This is a genomic window from Exiguobacterium indicum HHS 31 (assembly GCF_001939065.1).
GTDB classification, from domain to species: domain Bacteria; phylum Bacillota; class Bacilli; order Exiguobacteriales; family Exiguobacteriaceae; genus Exiguobacterium_A; species Exiguobacterium_A indicum.
This window is the reverse complement of sequence record NZ_MPSZ01000004.1, coordinates 16,390-30,283: the sequence shown is the minus strand read 5'-3', so window position 1 is coordinate 30,283 and position 13,894 is coordinate 16,390. Positions and strand designations below refer to the sequence as shown.

The following is a 13,894-nucleotide window of genomic DNA, read 5'->3' as shown; positions in this document are numbered from 1 at the left end:
CGTTACTTACTCCTTCACCCTAACATATCGGAAACCATTTTCCTGATTCCTGCTTGAATCACTAAAATGTAAGTTAAGCGTTTGCATTTTAGAAAAAAACGTTTATACTAACTTGTATACAAGTATACTCACTTTAGAAATCAGGTGATTCCATGTCAGAACTGTTATACCCCTTGAAGTGGTTAGCAAAAGCTTCCGCTGGAGATCGTGTCGCACACGAGCTACGGATGCGCATCATTTCAGGAAAGATTGAAAGCGGTACCATTTTATCCGAAAACAAATTAGCCTCTGATTTTTCAGTCAGTCGCTCGCCCGTCCGTGATGCGTTAAAGGTCCTTGCATCCGAACAATTGATTCGTCTCGAACGAATGGGAGCGGTCGTCGTCGGTTTGTCTGAGCGCGACATTCAGGAAATCTATGATGTCCGGCTACTCATTGAAACGTTCGTCTTCGAACGACTCGTCAAAATCGAACGGGCAGAACTCGTCCGTGAACTCAGTAAAATTCTCGAAATGATGAAAGTTGCCATCAAATACAAGGATGCCGATGAATTCTCCTTCCAGGACGTACTGTTTCACGAAACGATCATCCGCTCGATTGATCATGGATATGTCAGCATGATTTGGCAAAATCTCAAACCGGTCATGGAAAGTTTCATCCTCCTATCGATGCGGGTACGATTCGAGGAAGACATCGAAGACTTCGAACGCATCCTCGCGAACCACGCCTTGTACATCGAAGCGATCGAGACAGGGGATCGTGAACGGATGGTCGCTTCCTTACATCAGAACTTTGATGACGTCCAGGAAGTCGAAGATCTCTGGAAAACGCAACAAATGATGTCGAAAGGAGTCGATTCACATGACTGAATACATGTTAGGCGTCGATATCGGAACGACGAGTACGAAAGCGGTCCTCTTTACGACAAAAGGAGAGGTCATCGGACAAACGAACGTCGGTTACCCGCTTCATACACCGAACCGGTCGACAGCGGAGCAAGATCCAGAAGAAATTTTCGATGCTGTACTCGAATCGATCCGTTTGATCACGAAACGTCATCCGAGCATGCCACCGAAGTTCGTCGCGTTCAGTAGTGCTATGCACAGCTTGATCGCGATGGACGCACAACATCAACCATTGACTGCCTGCATCACATGGGCAGACAGTCGGAGTGAAGCATGGTCGAACAAGATCAAGGAACAATATGGTCTATCAATCTATCACCGGACCGGAACACCGATCCATCCGATGTCACCGCTCAGCAAAATCAGTTGGCTCGTCGAAGATCGTCCGGAGCTCCATGCTCAAACGAAAAAATATGTCGGGATCAAGGAATTCGTGTTCCAAAGACTGTTCGGCAGATACGTCATCGACCACTCTCTCGCTTCAGCAACCGGTCTCTTCAACATTCATGAATTAGGCTGGGATACGGGCGCGTTACACGTCGCAGGAATCGATGCCAGCTATTTATCGGAACCCGTACCGACGACGACGTCATGTACCGGACTGAATACTGATTACGCACGACAAATGGGACTCTCCATCGATACGCCGTTCCTAGTCGGTGCCAGTGACGGTGTTCTTTCTAACTTAGGTGTCAACGCGATTCGCAAAGGGGAAATTGCGATCACGATCGGAACGAGCGGTGCCATCCGAACGATCATTGATCGTCCGCAGACCGATGAAAAAGGACGGACGTTCTGTTACGCGCTGACCGAGGACCACTGGGTCATCGGTGGGCCCGTCAATAATGGCGGAATGGTCTTACGGTGGATCCGAGACGAACTCGCGTCAGCCGAAGTCGAGACAGCAAAACGCCTTGGCATCGATCCGTACGCTGTTTTGACGAAGATTGCCGAACGCGTCCGTCCTGGATCCGACGGGCTATTGTTCCATCCTTACTTGTCCGGTGAACGAGCGCCGCTCTGGAATCCGGATGTCAGCGGTTCGTTCTTCGGTTTAACGCTTTCGCACAAAAAAGAGCATATGATCCGGGCAGCACTAGAAGGCGTCATCTACAATCTGTATACCGTCTTCCTCGCACTCGTCGAGTGTATGGACGGTCCTGTGACACGGATTCAGGCGACGGGTGGGTTTGCCCGGTCCGAAGTCTGGCGCCAAATGATGGCGGACATCTTTGAATCGGAAGTCGTCATTCCGGAAAGTTTTGAAAGTTCATGTCTCGGTGCGTGTATTCTCGGACTGTATGCGACAGGGGAAGTCGATTCGTTCGAAGTCGTCTCCGAGATGATTGGGGAAACGCATCGTCATGTACCAAATGAAGAAGCGATGCATGAATATCGTCAGCTCTTACCGATTTTCATTAGTTTGGCTCGAACATTGTCTGAGGATCATAAACGAATCGCTACGTATCAACGGAGCTTGATTCAAGAAGAAAACTAACTTAATCTTTTGGGGGAAGTCATCATGCCTTTAGTCATCGTAGGAATTGGGATCGTCGCGTTGCTCGTTCTCATCATGGGGTTGAAATTAAATACGTTCGTCTCACTCATCATCGTTTCCTTTGGCGTTGCACTACTACTCGGCATGCCGCTCGATCAGATCGTCAAAACGATCGAAGCTGGTATCGGAGGAACGCTTGGTCACCTCGCATTGATCTTTGGTCTTGGTGCCATGCTTGGAAAGCTGATTGCTGACGCCGGGGGGGCGCAGCGAATCGCCATGACGCTTGTCGCTCGGTTTGGGGAAAAGAACATCCAGTGGGCAGTCGTCGTCGCTTCATTCATCATCGGGATCGCCCTCTTCTTCGAAGTCGGACTCGTCCTGTTGATTCCAATCGTCTTTGCGATTTCACGTCAGCTTCGTGTCTCGATTCTATATCTCGGAATCCCGATGGTCGCAGCCCTGTCTGTCACGCACGGCTTCTTACCACCTCACCCGGGTCCGACCGTCATCGCTGGGGAATATAAAGCCAATATCGGGGAAGTCTTATTGTATGGTTTCATCGTTGCTGTTCCGACGGTCATTATTGCCGGTCCTATCTTTACGAAAATCGCGAAACGACTCGTTCCTGAATCGTTTACACGGACAGGAAACATCGCGTCACTCGGGGAACAAAAAGAATTTGATTTAGACGAGACACCAGGCTTCGGCATCAGTGTCTTCACGGCGATGCTACCGGTTCTTTTGATGTCGGTCGCAACGATCTTCACGCTCTTACAAGAAACACTCGGTTGGGGTGAAAACAGTGTCATCTCGGCGATTGAATTCATCGGGAACGCTTCAACGGCGATGTTGATTTCACTACTCGTCGCGGTCTACACGATGGGGATCGCGCGTCAGATTCCGATGCAAACGGTCATGGAATCTTGTACGACGGCGATCGCCCAAATCGGGATGATGCTATTGATCATCGGTGGTGGCGGTGCCTTCAAACAAGTCTTGATTGACGGTGGTGTTGGGAAATACGTTGCGCACTTATTTGATGGATCAGCGTTATCCCCAATCCTACTCGCTTGGTTGATTGCTGCGATTCTCCGGATCTCACTTGGTTCCGCTACAGTCGCTGCCCTCTCAACGGCAGGTCTCGTCATTCCGTTACTGGAGCAATCCGACGTCAACTTAGCGCTCGTCGTTCTCGCGACTGGTGCAGGTAGTCTGATCGCTTCACACGTCAATGATGCAGGCTTCTGGATGTTTAAAGAGTATTTCGGGTTATCATTAAAAGAAACGTTTGCGACATGGACTGTGCTTGAGACGATCATTTCCGTTTGTGGACTTGGGTTCGTTCTTCTCCTCAGCCTCGTCGTCTAAGAAAAGGAGTCGTTCTACTTATGCAACATTCTATCGGAGTCATCGGGCTTGGCGTCATGGGACGCAACCTGGCACTGAATATGGCAAGTCATCAAGAAGAAGTCGCCATCTATAACTACACACGTGATTTAACAGACGATCTCGTCGCACATGATGAAGGACTACCCCTTCATCCGTACTACGACATTGAAGCATTCGTTCAATCACTCGCTCGCCCACGTAAAATCTTCATGATGGTCACGGCTGGTAGCGCGATTGATTCAGTCATCGAATCGTTGCTTCCGCATCTCGAAACAGGCGATATCATCATGGATGGTGGGAACTCTCACTTCCTCGATACAGAGCGTCGTTTCGACGAGTTACAACGCCATGGGATCGAATACATCGGCGTCGGTGTATCGGGTGGTGAAGTCGGTGCGCGGACCGGTCCTGCGATCATGCCTGGTGGATCGAAAGAAGCTTACGAACATGTCGCACCGATCTTGACGAAGATCGCCGCTCACGTCGAAGGAGATCCATGTTGTGTTTATATTGGTCCGAAAGGCGCTGGTCACTTCGTCAAGATGGTCCATAACGGAATCGAGTATGCGGACATGCAATTGATCGCTGAAGCGTATAGCTTCCTCCGTTTCCGTCTCGGACTCGACGTCACGGAAGTCGCGGATATCTTCGCTGAATGGAACGAAGGTGAACTGAAAAGTTACTTGATTGAGATCACAGCGGATATCCTCCGAAAAACGGATGACGAGACAGGGCAACCGTTGATTGATGTCATTCTCGATCAAGCCGGTCAAAAAGGAACTGGAAAATGGACGAGCCTGCAAGCCATTGATAATGGGATCGCCTCTTCGATCATTACAGAAGCCCTGTTCGCGCGTTACCTTTCAGCTATCAAAGAAGAACGCGTCGTAGCGTCTGCTGTCCTAAAGGGACCAGAAGACTTGTCAACGCTTGAGCGAGACGCGTGGGTCGAACGGATTCGTCAAGCGCTTTATATGGGGAAAGTTGCCGCATACGCGCAAGGCTTCACCCAGTACCGAACGTCGTCTGAGTTGTATGACTGGAACTTACGCCTCGAGGAAATCGCCTTGATCTTCCGTGGTGGATGTATCATCCGGGCCGACTTCTTGAACGTCATCAGTGAAGCGTTCAAAAATGATGCGAACCTCTCGAACTTGATGCTCGCCCCGTTCTTCGCTGAGAAAGTACAGGCGTATCAAGAATCGTTACGTCACGTCGTTGCCGAGGGTGCATTATCTGGTTTTGCACTCCCATCTCTATCGACGTCACTGACGTATTACGATAGCTACCGGACAGCGAATTCGAATGCCAACATGTTGCAAGCACAACGCGATTATTTCGGTGCTCACACGTATGCACGGACAGACCGCGAAGGGATCTTCCACACGGACTGGCAATAAAGAATACAGCTCCCGACTCCTGTTTCATTTAGGAGTCGGGATTTCTTTTTTTGTTCACACAATCTTTCCTGAAATAAGAAATTGCCGATTATACCTTGACAAAAGTGTTGGTCTATATGAAATTAGTATTAGATTAGAATTATTCTAGTGTGATAAATACAGATTCCTTGTATGCACTAGAACAGATTCTAAAAATAGAACCCTTGAGGAGGATTTTTATCATGTCTTTAATCGGAAGTGAAGTAAAACCATTCAGTGCATCAGCATTCCACAACGGAGAATTCGTTGACCTAACGGATGCCAACCTTCGCGGTAAATGGAGTGTCGTATGTTTCTACCCTGCAGACTTTACATTCGTTTGCCCGACAGAACTCGAAGATCTTCAAAACCAATACGAAACACTCAAAGCGCTTGACGTTGAAGTTTACTCTGTTTCAACAGATACGCATTTCACACATAAAGCATGGCACGAAACATCAGAAACAATCGGTAAAATCGAGTACGTCATGATCGGCGACCCATCACACGTCATCTCACGTAACTTCGAAGTCTTGAACGAACAAGATGGTCTTGCTGACCGCGGTACGTTCATCATCGATCCAGACGGCGTCATCCAAACGGTTGAAATCAATGCAGGCGGTATCGGTCGCGATGCAAGCACGCTCGTCAACAAAATCAAAGCAGCACAATACGTACGTAACAACCCAGGCGAAGTCTGCCCAGCGAAATGGGAAGAAGGCTCTGCAACACTCACACCAAGCCTTGATCTCGTCGGAAAAATTTAAGGAGCGGATTCGCGATGGCTTTAGCACCAGACATTAAAGCACAACTCGCGCAATACCTCGAGCTTCTCGAAGGCGATCTCGTCCTAGCGGTTAGCGCTGGGACAGACGCCGTCTCGCTTGAGATGAGCGCACTCGTCGAAGAGATCGCAAGCATGACACCACGCATCTCCGTCGAGCAGGCAAGCCTTCCCCGGACACCAAGTTTCTCAGTCAACCGTGTCGGTGAGACAAGCGGCATCACGTTCGCGGGAATCCCACTCGGTCATGAGTTCACGTCCCTCGTTCTCGCTCTGCTACAAGTCAGCGGTCGAGCACCGAAGGTCGATGCGGACGTCATCAAGCAGATTCAAGGCATTCAAGAAACGTACCATTTCGAGTCGTACATCAGCTTGAGCTGCCACAACTGCCCGGATGTCGTACAAGCATTGAACGTCATGAGCGTCCTCAACCCGAACATCAGTCACACGATGATTGATGGCGCGGCATTTAAGGAAGAAGTCGAACAAAAAGAGATCATGGCTGTTCCGACGGTCTTCGTCAATGGCGAAGCATTCGGTAACGGACGGATGTCACTCGAAGAAATCTTGGCGAAGCTTGGTACAGGTGCCGATGCTTCTGATTTCGCTGATAAAGATCCATACGATGTCCTCGTCGTCGGTGGTGGTCCAGCTGGATCGAGTGCTGCCATCTATGCAGCCCGTAAAGGCATCCGGACAGGAATCGTCGCAGAACGCTTCGGTGGACAAGTCATGGATACGATGAGCATCGAGAACTTCATCAGCATGAAGTACACGGAAGGACCAAAACTCGTCGCAAGTCTTGAGGAGCACGTCAAGGAATATGGCATCGACGTCATGAACCTACAACGGGCAACTCGCCTTGAGAAGAAGGACCTCCTTGAGCTCGAGCTTGAGAACGGTGCTGTCTTGAAAACGAAGAGTTTGATCCTTTCAACAGGTGCACGCTGGCGTAACGTTGGTGTCCCAGGCGAACTCGAATTCAAGAACAAAGGCGTCGCCTACTGCCCACACTGTGATGGTCCATTGTTCGAAGGAAAACGTGTCGCAGTCATCGGTGGCGGAAACTCAGGGATCGAAGCAGCCATCGATCTCGCAGGAATCGTCAAGCATGTCACGGTCCTTGAATTCGCACCGGAACTAAAAGCGGATGCTGTTCTTCAAGAACGCCTCGCTTCCCTTTCGAACGTCACGGTCGTCGTCAACGCACAGACGAAGGAAATCACAGGAACGGACAAAGTGAACGGTATCACGTATATCGAGCGCGAAACGAACGTCGAACGTCACGTCGAGCTCGAGGGTGTCTTCGTCCAGATCGGTCTCGTACCGAACACGGACTGGCTCGGTGAAACGGTGAGCCGTAACAAGTTCGGTGAAGTCCAAGTCGATCGTCATGGTGCAACGAACGTACCAGGCGTGTTCGCTGCAGGAGACTGCACGGATAGCGCGTATAAACAGATCATCATCTCGATGGGATCTGGTGCAACAGCTGCACTCGGTGCTTTCGATCACTTGATCCGGAATTAATGAAAAAGAGCGGAACTCAAACGAGTTTCGCTCTTTTTCTGTCTCAATAGTAGATTTCACCGTACCATGTACAATGATATTCTTTTGTGATGTGGTGTTTTGTTAAGATGCCCTGCTTCGCGTATGTACCACTGACTGTTACGACCATTGTTTGCCAAGCATCGATTGGAGTACCGGAGAATCCGGTTTGCGTCCATTTTCCACCATCGATTGCAAGAGACGTCATCGAAAAGACATCGGATAATCGTTGGCGTTTACTCTGTTCCAAGAGTTCCGTCTCGAAATTTCCGATGATCCGGACATCGTTTCCACGTTCTGTGCGTTCAAGCGTTCGTTCACTATCCCACTCTAAGCTCGTTTGGACACGTAGCGGCTTCAACCGTTCGAGTGCCCGTTCTTGAAAACGTTCCGGCGAAACCCAGTCCTCGTCTGCGAATTGATTTGCTGCAAGCAACGTGACGTCCGCATTTTCATGTGTCCGATTTATGTTTTCCACGATTTTTTCATATGCTGCGTAATAACGTTGGTGTTGTGTCGTCTGGTCCTTTGCCTCCGATGTGACTGATGACAATGAAGCGAATAAAAAAACAGCTGTCGCAATCTGATATTTCACTGACTTCCCCTCCCTTTCGCTGTTCATTGTACGAAAAAAACGAGGAACAGATTCGAAAACGACAACCGTTTTATGGATTTTTTCATTCAAGAGTGTATCAATAGATCGTACTCTTATGGAATTAAGAACAGATCAAGATTTGTATTCAAAACTGACCCCTATAAATAATTCAAAGTTGACACTTTTGACTAGTTCAGTCATCTGATAGATTGAAGATATCTTAAAATCTATCATAAAGAAGGTTAGCCACATGCAAAAAGCAGCACCGTATTCTAGCACTCGTACCCGCCAGCTCGTCATCACTGCGATGTCAATCGCACTTGTTCTTGTTGCGACACTATTCATCAATATCAAACTGCCGATCGCTTCAAGCGGCGGTCTCGTTCATATGGGAACAGCGATGCTCTTTCTCATCGCGATTTTATTCGGTCCACGGACAGCATTGATTGCCGGAGCAATCGGTATGGGATTATTTGATCTTATCAGTGGATGGACACTCTGGGCTCCATTTACAATCGTAGCTCGAGGACTCCAAGGATATATTGTCGGGCGTATCGCCTGGTCTTCGCGATACAAAGGAGACAACCCTGGCTTAAATATTTTTGCAATGATTGTTTCTGCTCCCGTCATGCTTGCTGTTTACTATGTTTGTGAAGGTATTCTTTACAGTAACTGGGTCGCACCAACCGCTTCGATTCCAGGAAACATCACACAAAACGTCCTCGGAATCCTTGTCGCGATTCCAGTCGGGATCGCATTAAAGAAAACACGCTTCTTCCGTAACTTCCGCTAAATCAAAAAAACCGTCCGGCTCCTCGTAGAGTCGGACGGTTTTCGTTTAGCGAATCGGTTGACCTTGTTCGAGTTCGAGCGTTTTTGCTGTTTCGGCATGGATCTGTTCGAACAGCTCCGGATGTTCAACGAGTGAGATCCCGTAAGACGGAATCATCTCCTTGATTTTTGCTTCCCACGCCGGTAGTTCGGACGGGAAACATTTCGCGAGTACTTCGAGCATGACCGGTACCGCTGTTGAGGCACCTGGAGACGCCCCGAGTAAGGCAGCGACAGATCCGTCGGCTGCACTGACGACTTCTGTTCCGAACTGGAGTGTCCCTTTTCCTTGTGGTGTATCCTTGATGACTTGGACACGTTGACCAGCGACGACGACATCCCAGTCTTCTGTCTTCGCATTCGGGATGAACTCTCGTAATTCGTTCATCCGTTGTTCCGTCGACAAGAGGACTTGTTCGATCAGGTACTTCGTCAATCCCATCTCTTTAGCTCCCGCAGCAAGCATCGTCAAGACGTTGTTCGGTTTGACGGACGCGATCAAATCAAGATTTGAACCTGTCTTGAGGAACTTCGGTGAAAAGCCAGCGAACGGTCCGAAGAGGAGTGATTTCTTCCCATCGATGTATCGTGTATCCAAGTGTGGTACTGACATCGGCGGTGCTCCGACTTTCGCTTTTCCGTAGACTTTCGCATGATGCTGTTCAATGATTTCAGGATTTTTACAGACGAGGAACAAGCCACTGACTGGGAAACCACCGATTTGCTTCGATTCCTCGATGCCTGTTTTTTGGAGCAACGGTAGACTACCGCCACCACCCCCGATGAAGACGAACTGAGCCGTATGATGCTCGATCCGGTGATCGCGCTCATTCTTCACTTTGACTTCCCAGCCTCCGTCAACACGCTTCAAATCCTCGACACCGTGCTGATAGTTAATCTCTACATCGTGCTGTTCGAGATATTCAAACAGGATTCGTGTCAACGCACCAAAATTGACGTCCGTTCCTGAATCGATTTTCGTCGCAGCGATCGGCTCGGGTGACGTCCGACCGTTCATGATGAGTGGAATCCACTCGGCTAATTTCGCTGGATCCTCTGAATATTCCATTCCCGCAAACAACGGATTCGCTGATAGCGCTTCCAATCGTTTTTTCAGAAATTCGACGTTTTCTGTTCCTTCAACCATACTCATATGTGGAATCGGCATGATGAATTCTTTCGGATTCGGCAAGACACCTTCCTTGACGAGATGCGACCAGAATTGACGTGATAGTTGGAACTGTTCGTTTACTTTGACCGCTTTACTGATATCGATTGAACCATCAGCGTTTTCCGTCGTATAGTTCAGTTCGCATAATGCGGCGTGACCTGTTCCTGCATTGTTCCACTCGTTCGAGCTCTCTTCCCCGGCACTCGCGAGTTTCTCGAATACCTTGATGTTGATCTCAGGCGCGAGTTCTTTTAATAAGACCCCTAACGTCGCGCTCATGACTCCGGCACCAATTAAAATAACGTCTGTTTTTTTAGGCATACTGCTCATGATATCCTTCCTATCCCCGTTGATATTATGGACTACCTGTCATGAAAAACTTCCCCCTCATGACGACAACTTACCTTTCCATTATAACCCTATCATAGCTTGCACAGAAAGGAACTTCTTTTACATTCAGAAATGTGCCGCGGCAGCTGATTTTACAAAATCGTCTGCCTCTTTTCGAAGCAGACGATTCCGCTCATTTGATGCGTAATCCTAAGTTTCCTTTAATGGTTTCATACCAACGATAGGTGTGATGGCTTTTTTGAATCACTGGCTCCTCCATCGAAATAGCCATGACCTGCTGTCCATAGTCATCAAAACGTAGATAAACAAGATAACTCCCCCGCTCCATTTGTTTGGGTAGTTCTACCTGCAAGCGATAATAATGATTTTCAAGATCTATGACATCTGTCTTTAAAAGATGCGTTTCTTCCATCCAATTACGATGTTGTAACGAAATCCCTTCTACACGAATTCGACGATCTCCAAGTGTTTGAACCGTTAGCTCGAGTCCCTTTTCTGTCAGTTCTAATTCGTGCACCTTCACATATAGAGGGAGAGCTAGCATTTGTTTCTGACCACTGCCTAATGGAATACTCCAGTAAGGTTGATCATCCACCCATTCGATTTCCTTTGTTTCTTTCGATTTCGACCACTTGACAGCATCCATGAAATCATCAAAACGTCCGGTGTTCCAGTAATGATACAACAGACGATTGAACGGCTTTTCAATCAATGAATCGATGGGATAGGAACGGTGTTGCGTAAATAAGGCAACGACGCGCGCAAACATTTGATGATAGGCTGACGGATCATGACTTTTGAGAAAGTGCTTACGATCATATAAGCGTGTGATGCAGTCAAACTCAATCAGTCGATTGAGGATGAGACGCTCCTTTTCAACAGGTAATTTATATTCCAACACACGTCGTAAGACGATAAGATTTGTTTCCATCTTTTCCATGATATCAGTCTGCTTCGTTAATGAGTCATTTTCCTCGAGACGGTTCAAATAATAGATGGGAGCCGTGACCGTTGATATCGCATCCGTTCGTATTAAGACATCGATAAAAAATTGTTTATCTTCGGCGAATTTCATTGAAGGAAATTGAATCGCATGACGTAGCAGAAAGTCTCGACGCATCATACGGGCACGTGGACCGAGATGATAAAACGCATGCTTTAACGTATAAGGAGAAACGTGATCACGATTACGATTCGATTCGTGAACACCGATGATTCGGTTCGGTTGATTCGTAGACACTTGAATTGTACGTCCGACGGCGTAGTCCACTCCGGTTCGATCCATCGTCTCATTCAAAATTCGTAATCCATCATGCGCTAACCAATCGTCCGCATCCAAAAACGTAACATATTTCGATCGTGCAAGAGCCAAACCTAGATTACGTGGCATCGCAGGCGTGCCCGTATTGTTTTTCAGCAGTATGCTGACAAGTTGAGGATATAAGGAAGATAAGCGTCTTAACAGACGGCGTGAGCCATCTGTGGATTTATCATCTACCGCAATGATCGTCACGTTTCGAATACCGATCGTCTGTACTAAAACGGAGTTAATCGTTCGTTCAAGATAGATAATCGCGTTGTACACTGGAATAACGACTGTAACAGCAACATGACGTCTTAGACGTTTTGCATTTAAAACCTCATAGTCTTTTGGTACTGATGAAATCTTTGACCTCACTTGATTCACTCCTCATCCTCAAAGGTGATTCAATTTATCAACTATATTGGTTTTTAATGTAAAATACTTATAGTATAAACAAAATTTAATTGTCCTGCAAGTATCGTTTGGAACACACACGAACGTATGAATTTATTCAAAAACGGTAATCATATAACAAAGATAAAGGAGGGACTCTCATGGCGACACGCTGGATATTTGGTAATCAATTGAATCACGATCTCCCCTTATTGCAGGAAGCAAACAAACAAGATGACGTCATCCTGATGGTCGAAGCGACCTCACGCTCCAAGTGGAAGACGTACCATAAACAAAAACTTGTCCTCGTCTTCTCAGCGATGCGACATTTTGCGGAAGAACTGCGCGAAAAAGGCTTCACCGTCGATTACCGAGAAGCCGATTCGTTTGATCAGGCATTTAAGGCACACCGGAAAGATCATGATCCGGACCATGTATTCTATACGGCGATCACAGACGAACCGATGCGCAAGGCGATGCACAAGTGGCAAGACGCCTTGCCGAAGAAGATCACGGTCGAAGTCTGTTCTGACGTACCATTGTTTTTACTGACACAGGAAGAAGCGATCGAAGCAATCGGCGACAAGCCATACAAGATGGATCGTTTTTATCGCAAACTGCGCAAGGAACGAAACGTTCTCATGAACGGCTCTAAAGCGATCGGTGGAAAGTGGTCGTTTGACGCCGAGAACCGGAAACCGGCGAAGTCCGGGACGACGTTTCCCGATCCCGTTCAGTTTCGCCCTGATCGCATCACAAAGGATGTCATCGACAAGGTCGAACGTGATTTTTCCAATCATCCGGGAGCACTTGATTCCTTTCATTGGCCGGTTACGCGACAGGAAGCGACTCGGGCTCTCCATTGCTTCATCGAAGAACGACTCGAGACGTTCGGGACGTATCAAGACGCCATGCTGACCGGTGAAGATACGTTATCGCATTCGCTCTTATCAGCAGCAATCAATCTCGGCTTGCTGACACCCGAAGAGGTCATTCGTCAAGTCGAGGCTGCCCTTGAAGATCAAGATGCTCCGCTCAATGCGGTCGAAGGTTTCATTCGGCAAATTCTCGGCTGGCGCGAGTACATGCGCGCCGTCTATCTAGCCGAGATGCCAGACTATGCTTCTGTCAATGCGCTACGTCATGAAGCGGATCTACCAGACTTTTTCTGGACCGGGAAAACGAACATGAACTGTGTCGCAGAATCGTTACGTCCTGTCGTCGAGCATGCTCATAATCACCATATCCAACGCTTGATGGTGCTCGGGAACTTCGCTAATCTATTTGCGATCTCGCCGCAACAGACGGCAGATTGGTTCAACGAGATGTACATCGATGCCTACGACTGGGTCGTCTTACCGAACGTCCTCGGGATGGCGCTTCATGCCGACGGAGGAACATTATCGACTAAACCGTACATCGCTTCGGCGAATTACATCCATAAGATGAGCGATTATTGCAAGGGATGTCCGTTCCATCAAAAGGACATGCTCGGAGAAGATGCCTGTCCGTTTAACGCCTTGTACTGGGATTTCATCGACCGGCACGAAAAACGCTTCGCTGATAATCAGCGGATGTCGATGATGTATCGGCAATGGGGAAAGCGCGATGCGGACAGCAAACGCGATATTCGAAAGAAAGCTAAAGCACTTCGGAAACAGCTACAGGATGGAGCTTTCGATATACCATGAAACAAGCCGGTCGGATT

The 13,894-nt window shown here is 48.1% G+C and carries 11 protein-coding genes; 8 read left to right on the top strand and 3 right to left on the bottom strand.

Going from position 1 to position 13,894, the window contains the following annotated elements; all coding sequences use genetic code 11:
* Positions 1 to 152 precede the first annotated feature (152 nt).
* The 6 genes from N179_RS10950 to ahpF all read left to right on the top strand — a co-directional run bounded on the left by N179_RS10950 (position 153) and on the right by ahpF (position 7,524).
* Positions 153 to 869, top strand: coding sequence for a GntR family transcriptional regulator (locus N179_RS10950; protein ID WP_023469811.1), 717 nt, complete (start codon positions 153 to 155; stop codon positions 867 to 869).
* A complete protein-coding gene (gntK, locus tag N179_RS10945) occupies positions 862 to 2,403 on the top strand; it encodes a gluconokinase (protein WP_075642878.1) in 1,542 nt (513 codons plus the stop codon). Before N179_RS10950 ends, gntK begins: the two co-directional genes overlap by 8 nt.
* A 24-nt stretch (positions 2,404 to 2,427) precedes the next feature.
* Complete coding sequence (locus tag N179_RS10940; protein WP_035395491.1) at positions 2,428 to 3,774, top strand: GntP family permease; 1,347 nt, start codon at positions 2,428 to 2,430, stop codon at positions 3,772 to 3,774.
* Positions 3,775 to 3,794: 20 nt separating this feature from the next.
* Positions 3,795 to 5,195: a decarboxylating NADP(+)-dependent phosphogluconate dehydrogenase gene (gene gnd, locus N179_RS10935; RefSeq protein WP_075642877.1), complete on the top strand. Its 1,401-nt coding sequence runs from the start codon at positions 3,795 to 3,797 to the stop codon at positions 5,193 to 5,195.
* Between the two features lie 221 nt (positions 5,196 to 5,416).
* Entirely contained in the window at positions 5,417 to 5,980 is a 564-nt protein-coding gene (gene ahpC, locus N179_RS10930) for an alkyl hydroperoxide reductase subunit C (protein WP_023469815.1), read from the top strand.
* A gap of 14 nt (positions 5,981 to 5,994) precedes the next feature.
* A complete protein-coding gene (gene ahpF / locus N179_RS10925) occupies positions 5,995 to 7,524 on the top strand; it encodes an alkyl hydroperoxide reductase subunit F (RefSeq protein ID WP_075642876.1) in 1,530 nt (509 codons plus the stop codon).
* A gap of 43 nt (positions 7,525 to 7,567) precedes the next feature.
* On the opposite strand, the gene N179_RS10920 is transcribed toward ahpF, so the two are convergent.
* Complete coding sequence (locus N179_RS10920; protein WP_075642875.1) at positions 7,568 to 8,137, bottom strand: hypothetical protein; 570 nt, start codon at positions 8,135 to 8,137, stop codon at positions 7,568 to 7,570.
* Between the two features lie 250 nt (positions 8,138 to 8,387).
* On the opposite strand from N179_RS10920, the gene N179_RS10915 reads away from it, so the two are divergent.
* A complete protein-coding gene (locus N179_RS10915) occupies positions 8,388 to 8,930 on the top strand; it encodes an ECF transporter S component (RefSeq protein ID WP_075642874.1) in 543 nt (180 codons plus the stop codon).
* 45 nt (positions 8,931 to 8,975) lie between these two features.
* Here N179_RS10915 and N179_RS10910 read toward each other — a convergent pair whose 3' ends face one another.
* Positions 8,976 to 10,469, bottom strand: coding sequence for a malate:quinone oxidoreductase (locus N179_RS10910; protein ID WP_075642873.1), 1,494 nt, complete (start codon positions 10,467 to 10,469; stop codon positions 8,976 to 8,978).
* Positions 10,470 to 10,662: 193 nt separating this feature from the next.
* Complete coding sequence (locus N179_RS10905; protein ID WP_158024762.1) at positions 10,663 to 12,168, bottom strand: glycosyltransferase family 2 protein; 1,506 nt, start codon at positions 12,166 to 12,168, stop codon at positions 10,663 to 10,665.
* 179 nt (positions 12,169 to 12,347) lie between these two features.
* On the opposite strand from N179_RS10905, the gene N179_RS10900 reads away from it, so the two are divergent.
* Positions 12,348 to 13,877: a cryptochrome/photolyase family protein gene (locus tag N179_RS10900; RefSeq protein WP_075642871.1), complete on the top strand. Its 1,530-nt coding sequence runs from the start codon at positions 12,348 to 12,350 to the stop codon at positions 13,875 to 13,877.
* Positions 13,878 to 13,894 lie beyond the last annotated feature (17 nt).